Origin of the sequence: Streptomyces genisteinicus, assembly GCF_014489615.1 — a bacterium.
GTDB lineage: Bacteria > Actinomycetota > Actinomycetes > Streptomycetales > Streptomycetaceae > Streptomyces > Streptomyces genisteinicus.
The window spans coordinates 7,023,690-7,046,227 of the sequence record NZ_CP060825.1 but is presented as its reverse complement, the minus strand read 5'-3'; the positions used below and the strand labels follow the sequence as shown (position 1 = coordinate 7,046,227).

Sequence of the window (22,538 nt, the reverse complement as noted above, 5' to 3'; positions counted from 1 at the left end):
ATGACGCTGTCGACGTCCGCCACCGCGGACCACATCTACGCCCACGGCCTGCGCAACCAGTGGCACGCCGTCGTCCCGTCCCGCTTCGTCGCCCCCGGCGGCATGCGCAAGGTGACCGCGCTCGGGGAGCAGTGGCTGCTGTTCCGCCGCTCGGACGGGACCCTCGCGATGCTCGCCGACCGGTGTCCGCACCGCGGCGCACCGCTGTCGCTGGGCAAACACCTGGGCGACCGGGTGGCCTGCTGGTACCACGGCGTCGAGGTCGAGACCGACGGCACGGTCTCCTCCGTACCCGGTCTGCCCGGCTGCAACCTGGAGGGGAAGAAGCTGGTCACCTCCCTGCCGGTGCGCGAGGTGTCCGGCGCGGTCCTCGCCTGGTTCGGCGACGAGGAGCACCCGGAGCCCGGCGAGCTGACCCTGCCGGACCCGCTGACGGACCCGGAGGTGGATGCCTTCCTGTGCTACGCCGAGTGGAACGTGCCGTGGCGCTTCGCCATGGAGAACCTGCTCGACCCGATGCACGGCGCCTTCCTGCACCACGAGTCGCACACGATGTTCGAGGGCGACACGACGGCGAAGTTCCGCATCCGGGAGACCGACCGGGGCTACTTCTTCGAGAAGACCGACCAGCGGGGCGTCAACTTCGACTGGGTGGAGCTGTGCCGCACCGGCGCCGACTGGGTCGACCTGTCGATCCCGTACCCGCCGTCGGCGGGGCCGGGCGGACCGTTCGGCATCGTGGGGATGGCCTGCCCGGTCGACGAGGGCCGCACGGGCGTCTTCTTCTGGCGCTACCGGCGGGTCGAGGGCTGGCAGCGGGACTCGTGGCGCTTCCTCTACAAGACGCTGATCGAGCAGCGCCACTGGGACGTGCTGGAGCAGGACCGGGTGATGCTGGAGGCCATGCCGGCCGACGCTGACCAGCACGAGAACCTCTACCAGCACGACCTGGGCGTAGTGCGGCTGCGCCGCCTGTACCGCACGGCCGCCGAGGCCCAGTCCGCCTGAGCCGCCCCGCCGGGCCCGGGGTCGGGCCCGAGGCGGCTCCGGGGCCGGGGGCGGTGCCCGGGAATCGGTGTCCGGGGGCGTCCTGCCGTCCCCGGGCCCCGGAACGCGCGCTGCCCCGCCGGAATGCGGGCTCCTCCCGGCGGAGGTATCAAGGGTAGGAACCTTCACCTGATCGGAGCCGCCATGGACGACTACCCGCTGCTCAACGTCTTTCTCTCGATGCTGTGGTTCTTCCTCTGGGTGATGTGGTTCTTCCTCCTGTTCAAGGTGTGCACCGACATCTTCCGGGACCACTCGCTGGGCGGCTGGGGCAAGGCCGGCTGGCTGGTCTTCGTGCTCGTCCTGCCCTACCTCGGCGTGTTCGTGTACCTGATCGCCCGCGGCCGGAGCATGGGCGAGCGGGACGTCAAGCAGCTCAAGGAGCAGGACGCCGCGTTCCGCGCGTACGTGCGCAAGGCCGCGGGCGGCGAGGGCGGCGGCACGGTCGACGAACTGCACCGGCTGGCCGCGCTGAAGGAGAAGGGCGACATCACCCAGGACGAGTTCGACCGCGCCAAGGCACAGGTGCTCGCCGGGGCGGGCGCCGCCCGGCAGGGCGCGGCGCCGGGCGGAGCGGAGGCCGGATCGCGGGCCGCGGCGGGCGGTGCGCCGTCCGGTTCCGCGCCGGGCGGTCCGCCCCCGGGAGCCTGAGACGGCGGTGCCGGCGGTGACCGCGGCGGGCGGGATGCGGTGTCCCGCCGGCCGCGGTCACCGGCGTGTCCGGGCATATGATGGTCCGCCCGGCCGGACCGACGAGAATGGGCAGGACGCGTGGCGCAGACGGTGAGCATCAAGGAAGTCGCCCGGCTCGCCGATGTCTCCGTCGGCACCGTGTCCAACGTGCTCAACCGGCCGGAGAAGGTGGCGGAGAGCACCCGGATCCGGGTGCAGACGATCATCGAGCAGACCGGATTCGTCCGCAGCGAGTCGGCCCGCCAGCTCAGGGCCGGCAGCAGCCGCATGCTGGCGATGCTCGTCCTCGACATGGGCAACCCCTTCTTCGTCTCCGTCGCCAAGGGCGCCGAGCGCGCCGCCCGCGACGCCGGCCTCGGTGTGATGCTCGGCAACAGCGCGGGAAGGGCGGACGAGGAGGCGTACTACCTCTCCCTCTTCGCCGAGCAGCGGGTGCGGGGCGTGCTGGTGACCCCCGCCGACCACAGCGGGCGCCATGTGCGCGACTTCGCCCGCCACGGCATCCCCTTCGTCCACGTCGACCGGATGGTTCCGGAGTCCGAGGGCTGCTCGGTCTCCGTGGACGACGTCGTCGGCGGCACCCTCGCGGTGCGGCACCTGCTGGCGGCGGGGCACCGGTCGGTCACCTACATCAGCGGGCCCATGGGTCTGCCCCAGTGCCGCGACCGGCACGCCGGCGCGCTCGCCGCCCTCGCGGAGGCGGGGCTGCCCGCCGACGCGCTGCGGCACGTCGAGGCGGCACGGCTGGACGTGGCGTCCGGCATCGACGCGGGCGCGCGCCTGCTCGGCCTGCGCGACCACCCCACCGCGGTGTTCTGCGCCAACGACCTGCTGGCGCTCGGTGTGCTGCAGTCCCTGTACGCGGCGGGCGTGCGGGTGCCCGACGACATGGCGATCGTCGGCTACGACGACATCGAGTTCGCGGCCGCCGCGGTGGTGCCGCTGACCTCGGTGCGCCAGCCGTCCGCGCGCATGGGCCGCACCGCCGCCGAGCTGCTGATCGAGGAGACCGGCGAGGAAGCGGCGGACCACCGGCACCGGGCGATCGTGCTCCAGCCCGAACTCGTCGTCCGCGGCTCGTCCCTGCGCCGCCCGGCCTGAGGACCGGGTCCGGGACGCCTGAGGACCGGGTCCGGGTCCGGGTCCCGGGTGTCCCGGGCCGGGGCAGCCGGCCTGTTCCCGGCGGCGGCCGCGCAGGGCGTCTGCGGCCGCGTCACGTCCGCGGGCCCGGCCCTCGTCCGGGGTGCGCGGCGTCCGCGGGTGCGGTCCGTGTGCCCGGGGGGCGTCAGGCCAGGTGGAAGACCTCGGTGAGGGGCGTCATGGCCTCGTCGGGGGCCGCGCCGTCCAGCGCCTCGAAGAAGCCGCCCATCTCGGCCTGCCAGCGCTCGTTCACCGACGTGGCGGCCATGGCCGCGCGGGCGGCCTCGAAGTCCTCGGTCTCCAGGTAGCCGACGAGCAGGCCGTCCTCGCGCAGGAAGAGCGAGTAGTTGTGCCAGCCGGATTCCGAGAGGGCCGCCAGCATCCCGGGCCACACGTCCGCGTGGCGCTCGCGGTACTCGGCGACGCGGTCCTCGCGGACCTTCAGCAGGAAGCAGACACGCTGCACTTCGGGCACCGCCCCACGGTCGTCAGCGGCGGACGGCGTCCGGCAGGTACCGGACAGCACAGCCCGTCGATGAAAGGTTTCAACATCTCCGTCCCGGACGGTAACCGGACGGCACTCCGGCGTCAACGGCCCCATGGCGACGGAGTCGTCTCCAGGTCGATCCCGCCACAGGTGAAGCGGACGAACCGGCTCCGCACCTCCCGTCCATATCTGCATGAATCGATTCATTCACCCCCGGGCCCGCTTCCCCCACCCGTACGGCCGGGGCCGGAGGCGGCCCGCACGGCCTAGACTCGCCGGATGGCGAAGTACTTCGACGTGCACCCCGACAACCCGCAACGGCGCATCATCGGCAACGTGGTCGACGACATCCGCTCCGGCGCTCTCGTCGCGTATCCGACCGACTCCTGCTTCGCGCTCGGCTGCCAGCTCGGCAACCGGGCCGCCCTCGACCGGATCAGGACGATCCGGCAGCTCGACGACAAACACCACTTCACCCTCGTGTGCCGGGACTTCGCGCAGCTCGGCCAGTTCGTCCACGTCGACAACGACGTGTTCCGCGCCGTGAAGGCCGCCACACCCGGCAGCTACACCTTCATCCTGCCCGCCACGAAGGAGGTGCCGCGCCAGCTGCTCCACCCGAAGAAGAAGACGGTGGGCGTGCGCATCCCGGACCACGTCGTCACCCAGGCGCTCCTCGCCGAGCTCGGCGAACCGCTGCTCTCCAGCACCCTCCTCCTCCCCGACGAGGAGGAACCGCTGACGCAGGGCTGGGAGATCAAGGAGCGTCTCGACCACGTCGTGGACGCCGTGGTCGACTCGGGCGACTGCGGCACCCGGCCGACCACGGTCATCGACTTCTCGGACGGCGAGGCCGAGATCGTGCGCCGCGGGGCGGGCGACACGGCGCGCTTCGAGTGAGGCGGCGGCCCGGACGCGCACCGGGCCCGCCGCGAGCGGTGCGCCCGCCTGACGGGCGGCACCGCTCGCGGCATCTCCCCCGCCGGCGCCGGCGCGTCACACCGGGTTCAGCCTCCACTGCTGGCAGGCGTTGCCCAGCCAGGACCACTGGCGCACGTCGGCTCCGTCGGCGGTGGAGCAGTCCGCCACGTCGGCCACCTTGCCCGTCGCCTGGTTCACGATCCGGACGTGGCCCCCGTCGGTGGCCAGGAACCGGAACCGCTGGCAGGTGTTGTCGAGCCAGGACCACTGGCGCAGGTCGGCGCCGTCGGCGGCCGAGCAGTCGGCGGTGTCGAGTGCCTTGCCGGTGGCGGCGTTGAGCAGACGGTGGGTGTCGTCGCCGAGGTCCTGAAGGCGCCAGCGCTGGTGGGAGCCGCCGTCGCAGCTCTGCTGGACCACGTTCGCCCCGTCCGCCCCTGAACCCCCGGCGACCTCGAGGCACTTGCCGCTGTGCCGGCTGGTGAGGGTGTAGGTCGCCGCCACCGCGGACGGTTCACCCGAGGGTCCCGCGGCCGCCGCCCCGAGCCGTACCGGCGTGCCCAGGCGGGGCGTGCCGTCGGAGTTCCAGGTGAACTTCTGCGCCCGCGCGGTCCGGCCGTTGTCGCAGCCGTCGGACGCCGCGTCGTTGGCGTGGTAGACGATCCAGCTCTCGGTGCCGTCCGGCGAGGTGAAGAATCCGTTGTGTCCCGGACCGTACACGCCGTTCGCGTCGCTGCGCTGGAACACCGGGGTGGACTTCTTCGTCCACGAGGCCGCCGACGCGGGGTCGCCGCCGGTCAGTTCGAGCTGCCCCAGCTTGTAGTCGGGGGTCCAGCAGCCGCTGGCCGAGTAGACGAGGAAGGTCCTGCCGTCGCGCTGGAGGATCTCCGGGCCCTCGTTGACGGGGGCGCCGGAGCGTTCCCAGTCGTGGGTGGGCCTGGCGACGGTCGAGAAGGACGAGCTGACGGTGTACGGGTTCGACATCCGCGCGGCGACGATGTTCTGCGTGCCGTCGTGGGTGCTGCCGAAGAGGTACAGCCGGCCGCCGATGGTCGCCACCGTCGGGTCGAGCATCCAGGACGGGTTGAGCCTGCCGCGGTAGGTGTACGGCCCCATCGGGTCCGTACCGGCGCTCTCCAGGACGTGGCTGCGCTGGGTCGGGTTGTAGTCGGCCGCGTTCTGCCCGGCGACGTAGTAGAGGTACCAGCGCCCGTTCAGGAAGTGGAGTTCCGGCGCCCAGATGTTGCAGCACCGGGAGGGGTCGTCGCCCTTCCACACCTGGACGCCGGGCGCGGTGGTCAGCCCTGCGAGTGTCGGGGACCTCCTGATGGTGATGACATCGCTCCAGCTGGTCGACACCAGGTGGTAGGCGCCGTCGTGGTAGGTGATCCAGGGGTCGGCGCCCTTGACGGATTTGACGGGGTTGGCGAACGAGGCGGCGCTCGCGGGAGACTGCCCGAGCGCGAGCGAGAGCAGGAGCGCGGCCAGCAGGGTCAGTAGGCGACGGGCCATCCGCTGCTCCAGTCCAGGAGGTTGATGCCGAGCTTCGGGGTGCCGTTGTCGTTTCCGTCGTAGTAGTGGTAGACGATCAGGTCGCCGTCGACGTCCTTCAGGATCGACTGCCCGCCCGGTCCGACGACCCTTCCGTGCGACTCCAGGACCGTCGTCCCGCCGTTGTTCGTCATCGCGACGCCGTTCCTGTCCCGGTACGGCCCGGTGACGGCGGTGGCACGGCCGACCTTGACCTTGTACGTGGAGCCGGTGCCGGCGCAGCAGGTGTCGTACGAGGCGAAGAGGTAGTAGTAGCCGTTCCGCTTGACCACGAAGGGGGCCTCGACGGCCTTGGTGCCGGACGGGCGGGAGGCGAGGGAGCGGCGGGAGGTGTCGGACGACAGCTGCTTCCCGGTGGACGGGTCGATCCGGATCATCTTGATCCCGGTCCACCAGCTGCCGAACGAGAGCCACCACCTGCCGTCGTCGTCGACGAAGAGGTTCGGGTCGATGGCGTTGAAGTCGCTGGACGAGGTGGAGGAGTACACGACGCCGTGGTCGGTCCAGCTGCCCGGCAGGCCGGTCGCGGAGACCGCCAGCCCGATGGCCGACGTGTTGGACCCGAACGACGAGACGGAGTAGTACATCAGGTATCTGCCGCCGTGGTACGAGATGTCCGGAGCCCAGGACTCCGGGATCGGGGAGTAGCGCGACCACCAGCCCGGCCGGGAGGAGAAGGCGTCCGCGGAGGCGGCGAAGGCGGTCCGGTCCGACGACGTCTTGCCGGAGACGCCGCCCCCGGTGGCGTAGAGCAGGTACTGCCCGGACGAGGTGCGGATCATCGTCGGGTCGTGGGTGATCACGGAACCGGTCACGTGACCAGGGTTCGGGTATGCGGACGCCGTGCCCGGGATCAGGGCGAGCAGGGTCGCGGCAGGTAAGGCGACCAGCGCGGTCCGGCGGCTTCGGCGACGACTCATGGAACCCCCCTGTTCGATATATCGAAAGTCGGTCATGGATCTGAACGGACCGTAGGGTTGCGCCCCTCGCGCGTCAACCGTCCGCGCGACATTCGGCCGAGCGGGGCACCGGGCGCGGCCGCGGGATTCGGCGCCGCGCCCTGCTAGGGTAGAAAGCGCTTGCTGCAACGGGGGGCCTGATCAGCCGCTCCGGACTCCCTGTCGCGCCGGGTCCGGAGCGGTGACCCCCGCGGGCACGGACCCGCGCCGCCGCCCGCGTGCCGCACCGCGAGGCGCCCACAGCTCAAGATCAACAATCTGATTACTCACCGTCAGGAGTGACACGAAGAGTAATCAACCCGAGGGCCGGGGATGACCGCCGTGCACCGCGTTCCCCGCCCTCACACCGGGATGTACCCATGCGCCTCCCCCTCGCCCTGACGGGCGTCGCCGCCCTCGTCGTCGCCCTGTCCGCCGCCCCCGGCCCGGCCGCCGCCTCCGCGCCCGGGAAGGCGTGCTTCTGGTCCGAGCCGGGTCAGGGCGGCGGTTCGTGGTGCTACACCCCCGGCGGATACGCGGAGGCCGCGCCGCCCGTGCAGCGGCACGCCCGCTCCTTCGACAACCGCTCCGGGGGCAGCGTCTACGCGATCCACTTCGGCGACCGCGGCTGCCTCCACCGGGAATTGCGCACGGACGACTACGACGACGACTGGACCGCGTGGGCGACCCTCCTCGACGGGGTGAGCGACACCACGATGGGCTGCGCACAGGGCTGAGGCGAGATGTCCCGCACCGCGAACCCGCGCTCCCCCGGCACCGCGCACCCCGCCGCCACGACGCCCGGCGCCGTGAACCCCCGCGTCTCGGACCTCCGCGCCGCGCAGGGTCCGGCGGCCTCCCGGCCCGCACCGCGGCGGTCCCGCCCGCCGCGTGCCGTCCTGGTCCTCCTTCTGCTGCTGGCCGGCGCGGCGTCCTGCGCCGCGCCGGCCGCCCCCGCGCGTCCCGGCGACGTCGTCAAGGCCGCCCAACTGCGCCTCACCGACGCGTGCCTGACCCGCCAGGGGCTCACGCCGCCCCGCCCCGGCGCCACTCCCCCGGACGGGCGGGAGGCGCTGCGGGTGAGCGACGCCCTCTTCGGCGCGGGGCCCGCCGAGCTCTCCCTCACCCTGGCCACCGGCCACGAGATCCGCGCCCACACCGACGGCTGCCTGGCCGCCGCCCACCGCAGGCTCTACGGCGACGAGCGGGCGTGGTTCCGCGCGTCGGCCGTCGTCAACAACCTCAGGTCCGAGGCCGCGTACCGCGGCACCGACCTGGCCTCCGTCCGCCGCACCCACCGCGCCGAGGTCGCCGGCTGGGAACGGATGCGCGCCCGCGCGCTGCGACAGGCGAAGGCCCTGCTCGACCGGCCCTCCGGCCGGTGAACCCCATCCGCACGCACCGCATCGGGAGCCCCTTCGTGATCAAGCACCGCACCGCCCTGCTGACCGCAGCCCTGCTCGCCGCCGGAGCGGCGCTCGCCACCACGGGGTCCGCCCGGGCGGCCCAGTGCCCGAGCGGCCACTTCTGTGCCTGGACCGACGCCAACTACGGCGGACAGCGCGCCAACTGGTCGGGGGACGACCACGACTGGGAGCCGGGCATCCAGGACCTGGACTCCTCCTGGGCCAACCACGGCATCTCCGGCCCGGGGATCAAGGACCACGTCCAGGTCTACGAGAACCCGGGCCTGATCGGTCTCGGCACCGTGTGCCTGGCCCCGGGCCAGGAGATCGCGCACGACGGCTGGGGCAACGACAGCGGGGACTCCCACACCTGGACGATGAGCTGCTGACGGCCCCGCCCCGGCGCCCGCCCGCGGCGCCTGCCCGCGCGTGGCGCGGGCAGGCGCCGGGGTGCCTCAGCCCAGCCGCACGACGGTCTTCTGGGTGGCGCCCGCCGCCCCGGTCAGGCTGCCGAAGGCCAGGCGCAGCGAGCCGCCCGTCACGGCCGAGGTCACCGTGGCCGGACGCGAGACCACGGCGGCGACCGGCCGGTTCCAGGTGACCGTGAGCGAGGCCGCCTGCCGTGCCGGGTCCGCGACGCACACCACCGCGGTGCCGTCGCCGCGCTCGCGGACCAGCACCGCGCACGGTGCGCTCGCGGTGAGCGCGCCGGCCGTGCCGGCGGCGAAGAAGTTGGCCGCGGTGAACCCGGCCGACGGCACCCGTACGCCCTGCGCCTGCCCGGTGTTGGCGAGCATCTGCATCCAGGAGGCGTCCGCGGAGCGCGCAGCGGTCCTGGCGGCGTCCGCCCCGGGGAGCATCTGGTAGGCATAGGAGGCGTTCACCGGATCGGTGCCGTGGTCGGCGAAGAGGGTGAGCCAGCGCCGGGTGAGGGGTGTCGTCGCGCAGGTCTTGTTGATGTCGCTCCAGCGACCGGTGCGCTGCTCGCGCAGGGCCCGGACGCCGGTGGTGCCGCCCAGGACGTAGCCGCCGAAGCCGCCGAGGTGCGCCCAGCGGGCACCCGTGAGCGGGGCGGACCAGGGCAGTGCGGCGGGCGCGGTGACGCCGTCGACGGTCAGCGGGTGGACTCCGGCCGCCCCGAGGTTGCGGTTGTCGATCACCGACTCGACGGCGGTTCCGTCGGTGCAGGTGATCCCCGCGCCGAGGCACACGACGGTGTCGCCGACGAAGAACCAGGACTTCCTGGCCTCGAGGGTGCTGCCGAGCCCTTTCAGGTGCTGCCCGACGCCGGCCACGGTGCCGTCGGTGGCGCCGCCCACCCAGTCGGCGGCGGGGCGGGACGCGCCCCAGTCGCCGCCCGCCGCGTCGGCCAGCCGCTTGGCGGAGGTGGTGGTGCCGGGCAGCCGGTAGGGGTCGACGGTGGCCCAGAAGGCGTCCGAGTACTGGCCGTTGGCGTAGTCGTCGCCCCACCAGTAGAGCATTCCGCTGCCGGTGTGCCAGCCGCGCAGGTTCTCGGTGTTGCCGGTCTCGTAGTGGGTGATGCGCCGTGACGCCATGCTGACGGAGGCGGTCCACGTCGGCCGCCGGTGGACCGCACGGTCCATCGAGGCGAAGAGGCGGTGCCCTGACGGGTGGGCGGCGGCGGGGACGGCGGCGTCGTTCTCGACCCCGGCGAGCCAGGCGAGCGACGCGAGGGAGAGCGTCCGGTCCTCCAGCACGGGGCTGTAGTAGGCGCGGCGCATCCACCCCTTGACCAGGCCCCGCCAGCGGGTGCGTTCCGCGCCGCTCGCGCCCTCCGCGAGCAGCACCACGGAGGCGAGGATGCCGTGGCCGCGGGTGTGGTCGTCCTGCTGGATGCCGCGGGGGTCGGAGAGCATGACGCCGCGGCTGATGCCGCGCCCGCTGACACCGTCCATGACCAGGCCGTTGTGGATGAACGGGGCCCAGGCGTGCTCCACCGCGTCCAGCACGATCTGCCGGGCGGGATCGGTCACCGCCCAGGGGGAGCCGGCGAGCAGGGCGAGGAGCAGCCCGATGCCGCCGAGCATCACGGCTCCGTAGCTGCCCGTGTAGGGCACGTAGGTGTGCTGGACGAACGATCCGTCGGTGTAGAGGCCGTCGCCCGTGGTCACGTAGGGGAAGACGGGTGAGAGGGCGTCCCTGGCGAGGGCGGTCTTCGCCGGGTCCTGTCCGACGACGCCGCGCAGGGCGAGCACGCGGCACAGGTCGACGCGGTTCGCGCCGGTGCTGGTGCCGGTGTAGGAGGCGACGGCGGAGTCGGGGACGAAGTGGTCGACCGCCGCGCAGTAGGCGGCGAGCCGGTCGGCCCGAATCCGGTCGTACATGAGCACGCAGAGGTCGAGGAGGCGCTGCGGTGCGCCGATCTGCCAGCTCCACCAGTTGCCGTAGGGCGGCTGGGCGGCGTTGTACGCCAGGTCGTGGAGGTGGTCGAGGCCGGTGAGGATGCCGGTGGCCAGTGCGGCGTCGCCGGTGAGGCCGGTTCCGGCCCGCACGTGCGCCTCGGCCATCGTCCGCAGGCGGGTGTAACTGTCCACCAGCCGGGCGGAGTAGCCGTAGGACTCGGTGTCCTTGTCCGGCTCCGGGTCGGCGAGCGGAAGGTCGGGCCAGAGCGATCCGGCGGCGGGGGCCATCGCCGCGAGGTGTGCCGCGGCCTCCGTGCCCAGTTCGCGCAGCCGGGTGGCGAAGGGTTCGGCGGTGGGACTGAATCCCGTTCCGAGGACGAGGTCGCGCCAGACGGCCCGCAGGGCGGCGAAGTCGTCGGCGGCCGCCCGGGGGGCCGTGGCGGCCGGGGTCTGCGGGGCGGCGGCGGCCGGGCCCGCGGTGCCCAGGGCGAGTGCGGCGCCGCCCGCGGCGTGCAGCACGCCGCGGCGGGTCCAGGAAGGGGTCATCGGGTCCTCCGGTGGCGGGGAGAGCGAGTGACCGATTTCTAGCAACGGACAAGTTTTCAATCAATGGATACGACACGATCAATATTCGATCACTTCGGATTGTTCGATCACTCCGCAGGTGTGACGGGGTGGGCGGATCGCCCGCACGGACACACGCCGGAGGCCCGCCACCGGATCGGGCGGCGGGCCTCCGGCGGGTCGTCGGCGGGTCGCGGGCGTGCGCGGGAAGGGAGCGGTCAGCGGCGCAGCAGCGCGAGTTCGCGGTTCATCTCGCCCAGGAAGCGGACGACGACGCGGAGTTCGGCGGGTGTGAAGCGCCCGCGGGCGGCGTCGGTGCCGCGGGCCAGCGGCATGAAGTAGTCCCGGGCCAGTTCCTTGGCCGCCTCGGCGTAGTGCAGGTGGACCACCCGGCGGTCGTCGGCGGACCGGACGCGCCGGATGTGCCCCGTCTTCTCCAGCCGGTCCAGACAGGCGGTCATGGCGCCCGAGGTGAGATTGAGGCGCTTGCGCAGCCTGCCGGGCGTCATGGGCAGCCCGGCCTCGCCGCCCGCCTCGGCGTCGCCGTCGCTGTCCGCGTCCAGGATGGCGATCAGCGCCTGGACGTCGGTCAGGTGCAGCCCCTGCGCGTGGGCGAACTCCTGGGCGATCCGGTTGAACTCGCCGTTCATGCGGCGCAGCAGCACGGCGAACTCCTGGAGCCCGGTCGGGTCCGGAGAGGGAAGGGGGGAGGGAGAGCCGTCAGCTGTGCGCATCGTTCCAGTCTAATATTTCTCTACATCGGACATTCTTCGCGATCAAGGCATTTTTCCGCCCCGCCGGCTCATCAGCCATGCCGGCTCAGGGGCAGGGGTGCTCCGCCTCCCCCCAGGTCCGGCGCACGTCGCCGCGGGCGACCGTCCCGCACAGGAGCACCGTCCGCGCCCCCTGGGGTCCGCCGCTCTCCACCGCGATCAGCTTCCGCTCGCTCACCCGGCCGCCGCCCGCGGCGCCGTGCGCCTCGATGCGGCCGGTGGCGCCGTCGAAACCGCCCCCGCCCAGCCCCTGGTACAGCACCGCCTGGAGCAGCGTCCGGTCGAGCCGCTCCTCGTGCCCGCCGGTGGAGCGCCACGCCTGGTCGACGCCCTCCGCGAGATAGCGCATCGCGTCCCAGGCGAGCGCCACGTGGGCGTCCTCGCGCATCGCCCCCGTACGGGAGCCGTGGTCCTCGGCGTAGGTCCGGTCGTAGGCGGAGAGGAAGGCCGCCGCCTCGCCGCCGGCGTCGGCCAGCGCGGGGGCGCGGCCGTGCGACACGTAGTGGAGGTCCAGGCCGCCGAAGACCTCCCAGGGCCGCCGCTCCTCGGTGAGCGCGTTGGTGACGTCGTCGCCGCCGAGCACGCCGAGCGCCGGGCAGCCCCGGGCGTCACGGCTCAACTCCTCCAGGAACAGCTGGAAATGGCTGCCCCGGCCGGCCCAGACCACGGCGGTGCGCGGCTCCTCGGCCACCGCCCGGCACACCTCGCGGGCGAGGTCCTCCACCGCGGCGACGGCCGTCCCGGACGGTGCGCCCGGCACCGGCGACGGCTCGGGCGCGTCCGTCGGTGTGTACAGCAGCGACTCGGTGCGGGACGCCCCGTACGCGGCCCGGAAGGCCGACGCGAGGCTCGCGCTGTACGCGTCCGACGGGTCGGCGACCAGCTGCACCCGCACGGCCGTCTGCCCGCCCGCCATGGGGGCGTGCGCGGCGAAGGCCGCCATCACCTGTCCGGCGCGGGTGTCGGTCGGCGCGGTCTGGTAGTAGTGGCCGCCCTGGCGCAGCAGTTCGTCCGCCGTGCCCGAGGTGCCGACCATCGGGAGTCCGGCGGCGTCGAAGATCCGGATGGCCTCGTACGTGCGCCGCCGGCTCTGGCCGAAGCCCACGACGCCGACGATCGAGCGGTCCCGCTCCGCCAGTTCGACGATGCGGTGGGCGACGGCCGGAGCGTCCTTGAAGCGGTCGCCCGCGTTCGCGGCGAGGACGCGCAGCGGCACCCGTTCGCCCGAGCGCAGCGCCTGCGCGTTCGCGTAGGCCTGGGCGAGGGCGAGTCCGCGCAGCTCCGCGAGGGTGCCGCCGCGCACGGGGTCCTCGGCGTCCCTGCCGCCGCTGAGCGGGCCGAAGTAGACGACGGTGCGGGCGCCCGGGCGCGGGTCGTCGCGGTCCCGGCCCGCGAGTTCGCTCTCGACCTCCTTGTTCTGCCGCTCGATGCGCTGGAGCACGTCCCGCACGGCACGCTCGCTGTCGCCCGTGGCGAACGAGGCCGCGCCCTCCGCCACTCCGACGCACTGGCCGTCCGTGCCGAGGAAGGTCGAGCCGAGGCACGGGTCCGGACCGGTGCGGTCGAACGGGACGCCGGCCACCAGCCCGGCCACCGCGGCCAGCGCGAGCAGGCCGCCGACCGCGACGACGCCCACCTCGGTGCCGGGCCCGAAGCGCGTCGCGGGCGGGGCCAGCGTGGGCCAGCGTCCCAGCCAGTACGTCGCGGCCTGGTCGTCGGCCGCCTCCTCGGCGACCGGGACCACCATGCCGGAGGGACGCCCCGGCGGGGTGCCGCGCTGGGCGATGTTGGCCAGGTCGGCACCCGCCGCGGCGAGCGAGGGCACCTCGATGTCGGGAATCCTGCTGGCGAGCGTGCGCACACCGGCCGCGACCGCCACCACCGAGGTGCACCGCAGGTCCTCCATGGCGGCGCGCAGCTCGCGCAGGAAGCGCTGGAGACGCGACTCGGCCGGACCCGACTCCTCGACCAGGATCACGAACCGGCTGACCCGGCGGCGCCGCCACGGCCCGAACAGCCTCTTGCGGGCGGCTCCCTCCAGATCGGCGAGGAGGGCGTGCACGAGGATGCGGTCGAGCTGCTCCGGGTCGCCGTCCGGTCCGCCGCCGACCAGGTCGACTGCGGACCGGAAGAAGTCGGACGGCGGTGTGCCCTGCTGCTGACGCACCCACTCCGCGTACCAGCGCCGTCCGCCCGCGCGGCTCCTGCCCAGCATCCGGCGGCCTGCGCGCCTGCCGTACAGGGCGCGCGGCAGCCGCTGGAACAGGGGCCCGGCCACGAAGTTCCACAGCAGTTCGAGGAGGGTGCCGCCGTTGGCCTGGTCGCGGCCGCCGAGCCACCACAGGCTGCGGGCGAGGCCGGAGACCTCGCGGTGCGCGGCGTAGCAGTGGTCGCGCAGCTCGCCGGGGCGGCGCTCCATCAGGCCCTCGGCGGCGGGCGCGGTGACGACCGCGCGCAGCAGCCGGTAGGACGGCAGCCGGAGCCGTCCGGTGCCGCGCGGCATGGTGGCGTCCAGCTGGTAGGCGATCTGCTCGTAGAGGTCGAGCGGTGGTGCGGCGGGGTCCGCCGAGGCGCCGTCGAGATACGCGTGGGGCGCCAGCCGTCCCTCCCGGCCGCGCAGCCGGGACCGCAGACCGGCCACGATGCGCCGGCCCGCCTGTCCCTCGCCCGGCTCGCTGAGCAGCACCACCGGGACGCGGCTGCGGGTGCGGCGCGGCTGCACCACGAGCGTGTCGAAGGCGTCGACGAACTTCTCGACGCCCGGATAGGCCGGCACCCGGCTCTGGTCCCCCGCGGACATCTGGTCCTCCCCCTCCGCGTGACCGCGTGATCACACGGGTGTCCAGGGTCGTGCCCCGTACGAGGACCGCGCAACCTCGGTCACAGGACTGTGGCAGACACATGACAGCCCACGGCGCCTACCATGACGATCATGGTGGACTTCGCACTCCGGCCGTCGACGGCCGCCGACGTGGAGGCCGTGGCCGAGATCAGGGCACGGGTGATGAGGCCGGACCTCGAACGGCTGGGACGGTACGACCCGCATCGCGTACGGCAGCGCCTGCGGGACGGGTTCGAGCCGGCCCACACCTGGACGGTCCTGGTGTCCGGCGAGGTCGCCGGCTGTGTCGCGCTGCGGCCCGAGGGGGACGCCTACTGGCTGGAGCACTTCTACCTGGTCCCCGCGCTCCAGGGCCGCGGCGTCGGTTCGGCCGTGCTGCGCGGGCTGCTGGCGCGCTGCGACGCCGAGCGGGCCACCGCCCGGCTGAACGTGCTGGCGGGCAGCCCGGCCGCGCGGCTGTACGAGCGGCACGGCTTCGCGGTCGAATCCGCGGACGCGGTCGACGTGTTCATGGTGCGGCCCCCGTCCGCCACCGCGGCGGTCACGGCCGGCCGGGGCGCGTGACGGCACCGGGGCGGGGTGATCCGGGGCGGAGTCGTCCGGGGCGCGGACGCGGTGCCGCGGCCCGTGCAGGGGCGGCTCAGATCTCGAACTCGATGTGCTCGACGTCCGTGAACTCGACGGCCAGTCCGTGGGCGCGGCGGCCGCCGTCCTTGAAGTAGATCTCCTGAAGGGCCTCGGCCGCGATGTCGCGCAGCTCGCGTTCGGTGCCGCCCTGCTGGGCGGTGTCGAGGAGGCGGGCGGCGAACTGGGGCGGGAGGGCTACGGTGAGGTGGCGCAGGCGGGCGTCGTCGCTGCTCCCGGGAGCGGCGGTGTACCCGAAACGGGCCCGCGTGTCGACGAGGATGCCGTCGGTGGTGGCGGCGCGCCGTCGGGCCCTGGCCCGGACCTGGGGCTGCCAGCGCCGGGTGACCTCGGCGCGCAGCCGTTCGGCGAGCTCCCTGCGCGGGTGCCTGAACTCGCCGGTCACATAGCGCTCGACGGTGCGCTGGGAGACGCCGAGCGCGGCCGCGGCACCCCGGGTGCCCTTCAACTGCTTGACCAGGTAGCGCATCTGCGCGCCTGCCGTCTTCGGGACGGGCCGGGTGAAGGCGGCCCGTACCGCTTCCTCCAGGCCGTCGGCGACCTTGCCCACCGGCTACTCCCCCCCGTCCTCGCCGGTGACCCGGCCGTCCTTGATGTGCCGTGCCGGGTTGATGTCCGCGCCGTGCTCCTCGCGGAGCCCCTCGGCCCACAGGGTGGTCCGGGTCCCCTCGTGCTTGACCATGCCCGGCGAGACGCCGAGGCGGAAGCCGCCGGGGAGCGGGGTGCCGTCCCGGTAGGGCAGTACGTCGAGCGGGGAGGGCCCGTCGGCCGCGTACACGGCGCAGTCGGAGAGGACCGCCACCGGGTAACGGCCGGTGTGGGCCGCGTGCTTGAGCATCTTGCGGTGCATGTTGACCCGGGTGCGGGAGATGACGGCGGCGCGGATGTCGGGGCGCCAGGTGGGCCGCGCGAGAGCGGGCCACGGCTTGCCGGGCCGCCAGCCGGCGCCCCGGGGGCGCTCGCGCAGCTTGCCGATGCCGCCCTTGACCGTGGCCTTGATCGCCGAGAGGACGAGGGCGGCGTGCGGGTCGCGTTCCCGGTGCCCCTCCATCGCCGCGAGGAACTCGGCGGGGCCCAGGTCCGCCGTGACCCCCAGGTCGGCCATGGTGGCGAGGTACGCGTCGCGCAGGCGCTGGTACCAGGCGTCCAGGTAGCGGCCGTTCTCCGGGCGGACCCAGGCCTCGACCGGGGCGACCTCGTAGCCCAGCTCCACCGCGTAGGCGACGGTCGGGGTCGCGTACCAGGCGGGGCCGTCGGGGCGGTCGCCCCTCGGGGTGAACGGACTCGGCAGCAGGCCGCCTTCCAGTTCGTGCCACCGGGAGCCGAGCCGGACCTGCGCGAGGTCGACGTGGGAGAGGTCGACCAGCCAGGAGCCGGGCGTCTTGGGGTCGAAGACGGGACGGGTGACGCGGGTCGGCGCCCCGAGTCCCACGACCGTCCCGTTCGCCCCGGCCGCGAAGGCCATGTTGACGTCGATGCCGACGACGTGGGAGCGCATGCACTCGTCGTCGGTGAGCGGGCGCGCCCAGTCGTAGGCCTCCTCCATCAGCATCTCGTCCGGGCCCCGCTGGTGGAAGCGGGGCAGGTCGGCGAGGAGCGGATGCCCGTCGGGCGCCTCGCAGGGGGCGCAGTCCACCGGTTCGGTGCCGAGGGATCCGGGGTTGCGCTCGCTGCGGCGCCGTCCCGACGCGTCGGGGGCCCCGGCGCGGGTCGGCGGGTGGAGGGCGGTCATGAGTTCCAGGCCGGTCACGGCGGTGGAGCCGCGCGGAGTCGTGACCCGCGTCGCGTAGACGCCCAGCAGCCGGGCGAGTCCGGCCGGATGGAGGCCCGCGGCGTCGCCCCAGTGGCGGGGGTCCAGGGCGTTCCAGCCGGGGAGGCAGAGCTGCACGCTCTGTCGCCGGGAGCCTTCGGCAGGACGGTAGACGTACGCCCAGGGTCCGAAGCCGCGCCGGGTGAGCTTCCAGTCCTCGGCGATCAGCTGCGTGACGGCCGGGTGGTCGTCGGGGATGCGGCCCTCGTGCCGCTGCTCGTCGGTGAGGCGGGCCGGCAGGCCGTAGCGCTCGCAGGCGGCCTCGGTGAGCACCAGCAGCGGATCGGCGTCCCTGCCGTTGCCGTTGAGCCGCGGGGCGCCGAGCCGGGACTCGGCGAGGGTCCAGGCGACGAGCGCCGCCAGCGGCCCGTCGGGCACGTCGAGGACGAGGCCGCCGACGCAGTACGCGTGGACGGCGCCGTCGGGGTCGGCGTCCACGACCGCGAGGGGTCCGTTCTCGAACCGCCGGTCGGGCGCCCCCGCGGCGGGTGCGGTCCTCGCGGGTACCGGCCCCCGTCCCCCCGGGGCGGTGGCCCCGGCGGGGCGCGACGCCGGAACGGCGGGGGACGCGGGAGCGGCGGGGGACGCGGGAGCGGTAGCCGGACGTGACGGAGCAACGGGAGGGGCGGGGGACGCGTGCGGGGCCGCCGTCGCGGGCGCGGGCGGCTCCGCCGGGGCGCCGGGGGCGGTCGCGGCAGCGCGCACGGCGGCGGCAGCGGGACGGGCCGGGGCGGGTCCGGGGTCGTCGGGGGCCTCGGGGGCGGGCTCGGGGTTCTCGGGGGCCGGGTAGAGCTCCGCGAGCTGGCGCAGGAGCCGCGCGTACGCCTCGCGCTCGGGCGGCCGCGGCTCGGTCCTGCCGTTCTCCCAGCCGCTTACGGTCGCGCGGCGCACCTGGAGCGCGCCGGCGATCTGATCGAGCGTCAGGCCGTGCGCGAGGCGCAGGCGTTTGCGCTCCCCGGGCGGCGGCAGCGGGGAGGCGGACGCGACCAGGGCGTCCACCGCGTCGAACAGCTCGGACATCGGCACCTCCGCGGCCGACCCTACCTGGTGAACCGTACGGATCGCGCACGTCAGGCGCACATCACGCGCCCGTGCCGCCGGTGCCTGTGCCCGGTGCGCGCAGGGCCCGGTGGAGGCTCGCGACGTCCGCCTCCCCGCGGGCCGCGCGCCGCGGCTCGCGGCCCGGAGGCGTGCGCAGGGCGGGGGCCGTGAACGCGCGGCGCACCGAGGCAACCCCGGCGGGGCGTCCCGCGTCATCCCCTCCGTGAGGAAGCCGCCCCGGACCGTCAGGAGACCCGTGTGAGCGAGAAGGCGCGCAAGCTGTTCGACGCGCTCGACCTGGACGGCAACGGCACCCTGACCCGGGCCGAGGTGATCACGGCGCTGCGCACCAGGGGTCCCTCGCTGGCCGCGGCGGGCGACCTGCCGTTCTGGGGTGTGACGGACGCCGACGCCTCGTCCGCCCTCTTCGACGCCGCCGACCAGAACGGCGACGCCGTGCTGACGCCGGAGGAGTTCGCCTCGGTCGTCGACCGCCGCTTCGGCTGGAGCTGACCCGGCCGCCCGCCCCGCGGCGGTTTCCGGCCGTGGCCGTCCGGGCGTCGTTGACGGGGTGTGCGGGTCGTTCCACGATGCGGTGGCCGCCCCGCCGAGGGGCGGTCATCGACTGGGGAGGGACGATGATCCGAGGTGGATCCCGTGTGCTGTCCGCCGTCGCCGTGGCGGTGGCGTCCGGCGTGCTGGTGGGAACGGTCGGCGCAGGAGCCGTGCAGGCCCGGACCGCGGAGCGGGCGGCGGCCCCGGCCGCCGGGAGCGCCGCGCGGGCAGCGGTGCCGCTGAGCGACCCGTCGCCCGAGGAGCAGGAACGGCTCCGGGAGGTCGCGGGCGCGATCTGGACCCCGGCCCTGGCCGCGGGCTGGAACATGAACGCCGAGGTGGAGGCGGTGCTCTCCACCGTGACCGGTGAGATCCTGCGGTGCTCGGAGGCGTTCGCCCTGGTGCCCCGCCCGCCGGCGTTCTTCCCGGGCCCCGGGTATCTGCGCCAGTACTGGAAGCAGGTGCGCGACTACTTCCTGGTCGTGAAGGAGAACCGCACCTACCGGGCCTGTGTGGTCACGGCCGCCGCGAACTACCGGTCCGCGATCGAGATGGCGTCGATGGGGATCTGAGGCGGGCGCCACCGGGCGCCGCCCGCACGGCGAGGGGGCCGGCGGCGCTCCGGAGTGCTGTACGGCCCTCCGGAGTGCTGTACGGCGCTCCGGAGGGCCGCACTACCGGCGCACGGCACTACAGGCGGACGGTCAGCGCCACCGACACCTCGTCCCCGGCCGCCAGACCCTGGGGCCGGCGGACCGCGCTCTTCACCGGCAGCAGGTACCCGCCGTCCCTCGGGAAGAGGGACGTGGTGAAGGCCCTCCCGCCGATGCGGGCCTCGACGGGGACGACACCCCAGCCGTACGTGGCCGCGGCCGCCACCTCGCGGATCTCGTCGGCCTGCTCGGCGGGAAGGGGCACGAAGTAGTACGGGGACGGCCCGCGCCATTCGACGAGACGGCCGGCGAACTCCACGTCCATGAGGCCCCTCACCCGTGCTCACCGGAGGCAGAAGGCCCTCAGGGTACCGGGCCCCGCCCGTGCCGCACCGCGACCGCCGGGCCCCTCCGTCAGGTCCTGGCACGCTCCGGGGCGGCCGTGTCCGCCAGCGTCCGGGCCATCTCGGTCCGGGCGAGGGCGAAGACCCCGACCGCCACCAGGGCGACGCCGCACGCCTGCGGAACGACCCACCAGCCGGTCCGGACGTGCTCCTCGTACAGGGTGATGCCGAGGGCGAGGCTGACGGTGGCGTCGCCGAGGGTGAGCGCGGGCTGGGAGGCGACAAGCGGTCCGGCCTGCATGGCGTGTTCCAGCAGGAAGAGCGCGCTCGCGCCGAAGGCGGCGAAGCCGTAGGTCTGCCACGCGGTGAGGAAGGCGGCGAGGCCGTCGTCGTCGAGGATGTGCACCGAGGACTTCATCAGCGCGGCGGTGACCGCGTAGCCGATGGCGGTCGCCGAGGCGAGGCAGGCTGCCCGCGCCCGTCCCTCGGACCGCCGCAGGGCGGCGGCGACCAGCAGGGCCATGGCGCCCGCGCACACCGAGAGGGCGACGATCCAGCGGTCGAGCGGCACCTGGGTCCGGTTGCCGGACGGGTCCGCGGCGGCCAGGGCCGTGCCGAGGCCGACGACGACGGCCGCGACGGCGGCCCATGTGCGGGCGGGCAGCCCGGTGCGGAAGAACAGCGAGGCGATCATGAGGGCCAGTGGCAGTTCGAGGACGAAGAGGGGCTGCACGATCGTCAGCGGCCCGGTCGCCAGTGCGACGGCCTGGCAGACGCCCGCCGCGACGACCGCGACGATCCCGGCGAGCCACACGGGCCTGCGGAGGAGGTCGAGCAGCAGCCCGGCCCGCAGCCCGTCCGACCGCGGCACGCTCAGCGCCGCCTTGCGCTGGAGCACGGTGGCAAGGGCGTTGCTGAGCGCCGCGAGCAGTGCGAACAGGACCGGCAGCAGCAGGTGCACGGTGAGGGCCTTCCCGGGTCGAGGACGTGGCCGCCGCCGTGGGGCGACGGCCGCCGGGTACACGATGGGCCGCCGCGCGGCGGGCGCGGCGGATTGCTCCGACAGCGGGCACGGGCGGGAACCGGGGCGCCGCGCGCCCGGAGCAGGCGGTGCGGGCGGGAGCGCCGCGCCCCGCCCTGGCTGTGCGGGCGGGTGGTCCGCCCGGCCCCGGCACGAGCGGCACCCCGGCGCCGGGCACGTACGGGAGCGGGAGAGCCGCACCCCGCGCGGGCAGACGGGCCGCACCAGGCGGCGCGCACGGCGCCCGGCACGCACGGCGCGGGCGGCAGGCAGTGCCGTCCGGGGCCCGACGCGGTCGACAGACCGCCCCGCCCCGCCGGGCGGTCCCGGGCCGGTTCGTCCAGACTCGTAGGTGAGGGGGAGCCCCGCCACCACCGGCCATTCTGTGAGGTGCGCCCCGTGCACGACGTGCCGTTCTGGCTCTGGGTCGTCTTCGCCGTCACCGTCCTCGTCTCGCTGGCGGTGGACCTCCTCGCGCACCGGGAGGCCCATGTCATCGGCTTCCGCGAGGCCGCCGCCTGGAGCGGGGTGTGGGTGGGGCTGGCGCTGGTCTTCGGCGGGATCGTGTTCGCCGTGGTCGGCACCGACGCGGGGGTCGAGTACTCCACGGCGTGGCTGCTGGAGAAGAGCCTGTCCGTCGACAACCTCTTCGTCTTCGCGCTGATCTTCGCGTACTTCAAGGTCCCGCGCGCCTACCAGCACCGGGTGCTCTTCCTCGGGGTCCTCGGGGCACTGGTCTTCCGCGGGATCTTCCTGGCCGCCGGTGTGGCCGTGGTCAGCAGGTTCACCGCCGTGCTGTTCGTCTTCGCCGCGATCCTCTTCTACAGCACGTGGAAGATCCTCACCGGCGACGAGGAGAGCTTCGATCCGGGCAGGAGCCTCGCCGTGCGGCTGCTGCGCCGCTTCATTCCGGTGCAGGACGAGTACGCGGGCACGAAGTTCTTCGTGAAGGAGGCCGGGAAGCGGGTCGCCACCCCGCTGCTCGCGGTGGTCGCCGCGATCGAGGCGGCCGACCTGGTCTTCGCGGTCGACAGCGTGCCCGCCGTGCTCGCGGTCAGCAGCGACGCGTTCATCGTCTACACGAGCAACGCCTTCGCCATCCTCGGCCTGCGGGCCCTCTACTTCATGCTGGCGGGACTGCTGGACCGGTTCCACTACCTGAGCAAGGGCCTGGCCCTGATCCTGGCGTTCATCGGCGTCAAGCTGATCCTCCAGGCGAGCCACAAGCTGTTCAGCACCGCCGTTCCGGAGATCCCCTCGCTCGTCAGCCTCGCCGTGATCGTCGTGGTGCTGGGCGTCTCCGTCGCGCTCAGCGTGCTGCGGCCCCCACCCGGCGAGCGGGAGGACGAGGAGGCGGGCGGAGCGCCCGGAGGAAGCCGCTGAGCCGGGGACGGTGGACCGGGGACGGGGGACCGGGGACGGGCGAGCGACGGTCGGGGACCGGCGAGCGACGGGCGATCCGCCGCCAACCCGAGTTCAAAAACACGCAAAGCGGGCGTAAAGTGGCGACATGTCCGAGAAGCACGCGGCGGCCTCGCAGTCCGGGCATCTCTGCCCGACCTGCGGGCGCCAACTCCCCGCCACAGTGGAACGGCACAAGACGATGGGTGTCTACGTGCCGGTGTACAGCGACGGGCCCTGTGACAACAGCGCCTGCTCCCGCGGGCCGGCCGCCGCGCCGGCCACGCGGACGTCCGAGACGCCGGCGAAGGAGGACGTCCCCTGACCGATCCCCCGCCGCCGGCGG

22 protein-coding genes are annotated in these 22,538 nt (G+C 74.2%); 12 read left to right on the top strand and 10 right to left on the bottom strand.

Going from position 1 to position 22,538, the window contains the following annotated elements; all coding sequences use genetic code 11:
* The 3 genes from IAG43_RS30170 to IAG43_RS30160 all read left to right on the top strand — a co-directional run bounded on the left by IAG43_RS30170 (position 1) and on the right by IAG43_RS30160 (position 2,841).
* Entirely contained in the window at positions 1–1,008 is a 1,008-nt protein-coding gene (locus tag IAG43_RS30170) for an aromatic ring-hydroxylating oxygenase subunit alpha (RefSeq protein ID WP_187743825.1), read from the top strand.
* A gap of 183 nt (positions 1,009–1,191) precedes the next feature.
* A complete protein-coding gene (locus IAG43_RS30165) occupies positions 1,192–1,698 on the top strand; it encodes an SHOCT domain-containing protein (RefSeq protein WP_187743824.1) in 507 nt (168 codons plus the stop codon).
* A gap of 120 nt (positions 1,699–1,818) precedes the next feature.
* Positions 1,819–2,841, top strand: a complete 1,023-nt coding sequence (locus IAG43_RS30160; RefSeq protein WP_187743823.1) for a LacI family DNA-binding transcriptional regulator — start codon at positions 1,819–1,821, stop codon at positions 2,839–2,841.
* A 184-nt stretch (positions 2,842–3,025) separates the two neighbouring features.
* Here IAG43_RS30160 and IAG43_RS30155 read toward each other — a convergent pair whose 3' ends face one another.
* The gene (locus IAG43_RS30155; protein ID WP_187744716.1) at positions 3,026–3,346 is read right to left on the bottom strand and encodes an L-rhamnose mutarotase; all 321 of its coding nucleotides are present in this window, start codon (positions 3,344–3,346) and stop codon (positions 3,026–3,028) included.
* A gap of 300 nt (positions 3,347–3,646) precedes the next feature.
* On the opposite strand from IAG43_RS30155, the gene IAG43_RS30150 reads away from it, so the two are divergent.
* A complete protein-coding gene (locus tag IAG43_RS30150) occupies positions 3,647–4,267 on the top strand; it encodes an L-threonylcarbamoyladenylate synthase (protein WP_187743822.1) in 621 nt (206 codons plus the stop codon).
* Between the two features lie 96 nt (positions 4,268–4,363).
* Here IAG43_RS30150 and IAG43_RS30145 read toward each other — a convergent pair whose 3' ends face one another.
* Together IAG43_RS30145 and IAG43_RS30140 are read right to left on the bottom strand one after the other, a co-directional pair.
* Entirely contained in the window at positions 4,364–5,797 is a 1,434-nt protein-coding gene (locus IAG43_RS30145; protein WP_187743821.1) for a family 43 glycosylhydrolase, read from the bottom strand.
* Positions 5,779–6,756, bottom strand: a complete 978-nt coding sequence (locus IAG43_RS30140; RefSeq protein ID WP_187743820.1) for an arabinan endo-1,5-alpha-L-arabinosidase — start codon at positions 6,754–6,756, stop codon at positions 5,779–5,781. The genes IAG43_RS30145 and IAG43_RS30140 overlap by 19 nt, the downstream gene beginning before the upstream one ends.
* Positions 6,757–7,154: 398 nt before the next feature.
* On the opposite strand from IAG43_RS30140, the gene IAG43_RS30135 reads away from it, so the two are divergent.
* Genes IAG43_RS30135 through IAG43_RS30125 form a run of 3 tightly spaced genes read left to right on the top strand, consistent with a single transcriptional unit; the run spans position 7,155 to position 8,569 of the window.
* Positions 7,155–7,511, top strand: a complete 357-nt coding sequence (locus IAG43_RS30135; protein WP_187743819.1) for a hypothetical protein — start codon at positions 7,155–7,157, stop codon at positions 7,509–7,511.
* 6 nt (positions 7,512–7,517) lie between these two features.
* Entirely contained in the window at positions 7,518–8,159 is a 642-nt protein-coding gene (locus IAG43_RS30130) for a hypothetical protein (RefSeq protein WP_246574621.1), read from the top strand.
* Between the two features lie 38 nt (positions 8,160–8,197).
* Positions 8,198–8,569 (top strand): peptidase inhibitor family I36 protein, encoded by a 372-nt coding sequence (locus tag IAG43_RS30125; protein ID WP_187744714.1) that lies wholly within the window; start codon positions 8,198–8,200, stop codon positions 8,567–8,569.
* A gap of 66 nt (positions 8,570–8,635) precedes the next feature.
* Here IAG43_RS30125 and IAG43_RS30120 read toward each other — a convergent pair whose 3' ends face one another.
* From IAG43_RS30120 to IAG43_RS30110, 3 genes are all read right to left on the bottom strand, one after another.
* Positions 8,636–11,089, bottom strand: coding sequence for a polysaccharide lyase 8 family protein (locus tag IAG43_RS30120; RefSeq protein ID WP_187743818.1), 2,454 nt, complete (start codon positions 11,087–11,089; stop codon positions 8,636–8,638).
* Between the two features lie 236 nt (positions 11,090–11,325).
* On the bottom strand, positions 11,326–11,841 hold the full coding sequence (locus tag IAG43_RS30115; protein WP_187743817.1) for a MarR family winged helix-turn-helix transcriptional regulator: 516 nt from the start codon (positions 11,839–11,841) through the stop codon (positions 11,326–11,328).
* A gap of 85 nt (positions 11,842–11,926) precedes the next feature.
* Positions 11,927–14,680, bottom strand: a complete 2,754-nt coding sequence (locus IAG43_RS30110; RefSeq protein ID WP_187743816.1) for a type 1 periplasmic-binding domain-containing protein — start codon at positions 14,678–14,680, stop codon at positions 11,927–11,929.
* Between the two features lie 123 nt (positions 14,681–14,803).
* Between IAG43_RS30110 and IAG43_RS30105 the strand changes: the two genes are divergently transcribed.
* On the top strand, positions 14,804–15,286 hold the full coding sequence (locus tag IAG43_RS30105; RefSeq protein ID WP_425508628.1) for a GNAT family N-acetyltransferase: 483 nt from the start codon (positions 14,804–14,806) through the stop codon (positions 15,284–15,286).
* Positions 15,287–15,362: 76 nt separating this feature from the next.
* Here IAG43_RS30105 and tpg read toward each other — a convergent pair whose 3' ends face one another.
* Complete coding sequence (tpg, locus tag IAG43_RS30100; RefSeq protein ID WP_187743814.1) at positions 15,363–15,917, bottom strand: telomere-protecting terminal protein Tpg; 555 nt, start codon at positions 15,915–15,917, stop codon at positions 15,363–15,365.
* A 3-nt stretch (positions 15,918–15,920) separates the two neighbouring features.
* Complete coding sequence (gene tap, locus IAG43_RS30095; protein WP_187743813.1) at positions 15,921–18,197, bottom strand: telomere-associated protein Tap; 2,277 nt, start codon at positions 18,195–18,197, stop codon at positions 15,921–15,923.
* 279 nt (positions 18,198–18,476) lie between these two features.
* Between tap and IAG43_RS30090 the strand changes: the two genes are divergently transcribed.
* Positions 18,477–18,731 (top strand): EF-hand domain-containing protein, encoded by a 255-nt coding sequence (locus IAG43_RS30090; protein WP_187743812.1) that lies wholly within the window; start codon positions 18,477–18,479, stop codon positions 18,729–18,731.
* Positions 18,732–18,856: 125 nt separating this feature from the next.
* Positions 18,857–19,345 (top strand): hypothetical protein, encoded by a 489-nt coding sequence (locus IAG43_RS30085; protein WP_187743811.1) that lies wholly within the window; start codon positions 18,857–18,859, stop codon positions 19,343–19,345.
* Between the two features lie 118 nt (positions 19,346–19,463).
* On the opposite strand, the gene IAG43_RS30080 is transcribed toward IAG43_RS30085, so the two are convergent.
* Positions 19,464–19,751, bottom strand: a complete 288-nt coding sequence (locus IAG43_RS30080; RefSeq protein ID WP_187743810.1) for a DUF1905 domain-containing protein — start codon at positions 19,749–19,751, stop codon at positions 19,464–19,466.
* A gap of 89 nt (positions 19,752–19,840) precedes the next feature.
* Complete coding sequence (locus tag IAG43_RS30075; protein WP_187743809.1) at positions 19,841–20,731, bottom strand: DMT family transporter; 891 nt, start codon at positions 20,729–20,731, stop codon at positions 19,841–19,843.
* Positions 20,732–21,190: 459 nt separating this feature from the next.
* On the opposite strand from IAG43_RS30075, the gene IAG43_RS30070 reads away from it, so the two are divergent.
* Positions 21,191–22,174, top strand: coding sequence for a TerC family protein (locus IAG43_RS30070; protein ID WP_187743808.1), 984 nt, complete (start codon positions 21,191–21,193; stop codon positions 22,172–22,174).
* Positions 22,175–22,301: 127 nt separating this feature from the next.
* Complete coding sequence (locus IAG43_RS30065; protein WP_187743807.1) at positions 22,302–22,517, top strand: hypothetical protein; 216 nt, start codon at positions 22,302–22,304, stop codon at positions 22,515–22,517.
* Positions 22,518–22,538 lie beyond the last annotated feature (21 nt).

Bases quoted from the DNA above. Each gene is read 5' to 3' on its own strand.
- IAG43_RS30065 (WP_187743807.1), top strand. From the start codon at position 22,302: ATGTCCGAGAAGCACGCGGCGGCCTCGCAGTCCGGGCATCTCTGCCCG.
- IAG43_RS30130 (WP_246574621.1), top strand. From the start codon at position 7,518: ATGTCCCGCACCGCGAACCCGCGCTCCCCCGGCACCGCGCACCCCGCC.
- tap (WP_187743813.1), bottom strand. From the start codon at position 18,197: ATGTCCGAGCTGTTCGACGCGGTGGACGCCCTGGTCGCGTCCGCCTCC.
- IAG43_RS30110 (WP_187743816.1), bottom strand. From the start codon at position 14,680: ATGTCCGCGGGGGACCAGAGCCGGGTGCCGGCCTATCCGGGCGTCGAG.
- IAG43_RS30120 (WP_187743818.1), bottom strand. From the start codon at position 11,089: ATGACCCCTTCCTGGACCCGCCGCGGCGTGCTGCACGCCGCGGGCGGC.
- IAG43_RS30085 (WP_187743811.1), top strand. From the start codon at position 18,857: ATGATCCGAGGTGGATCCCGTGTGCTGTCCGCCGTCGCCGTGGCGGTG.
- IAG43_RS30145 (WP_187743821.1), bottom strand. From the start codon at position 5,797: ATGGCCCGTCGCCTACTGACCCTGCTGGCCGCGCTCCTGCTCTCGCTC.
- IAG43_RS30115 (WP_187743817.1), bottom strand. From the start codon at position 11,841: ATGCGCACAGCTGACGGCTCTCCCTCCCCCCTTCCCTCTCCGGACCCG.
- IAG43_RS30170 (WP_187743825.1), top strand. From the start codon at position 1: ATGACGCTGTCGACGTCCGCCACCGCGGACCACATCTACGCCCACGGC.
- IAG43_RS30105 (WP_425508628.1), top strand. From the start codon at position 14,804: ATGACGATCATGGTGGACTTCGCACTCCGGCCGTCGACGGCCGCCGAC.
- IAG43_RS30140 (WP_187743820.1), bottom strand. From the start codon at position 6,756: ATGAGTCGTCGCCGAAGCCGCCGGACCGCGCTGGTCGCCTTACCTGCC.
- IAG43_RS30080 (WP_187743810.1), bottom strand. From the start codon at position 19,751: ATGGACGTGGAGTTCGCCGGCCGTCTCGTCGAATGGCGCGGGCCGTCC.
- IAG43_RS30150 (WP_187743822.1), top strand. From the start codon at position 3,647: ATGGCGAAGTACTTCGACGTGCACCCCGACAACCCGCAACGGCGCATC.
- IAG43_RS30165 (WP_187743824.1), top strand. From the start codon at position 1,192: ATGGACGACTACCCGCTGCTCAACGTCTTTCTCTCGATGCTGTGGTTC.
- IAG43_RS30135 (WP_187743819.1), top strand. From the start codon at position 7,155: ATGCGCCTCCCCCTCGCCCTGACGGGCGTCGCCGCCCTCGTCGTCGCC.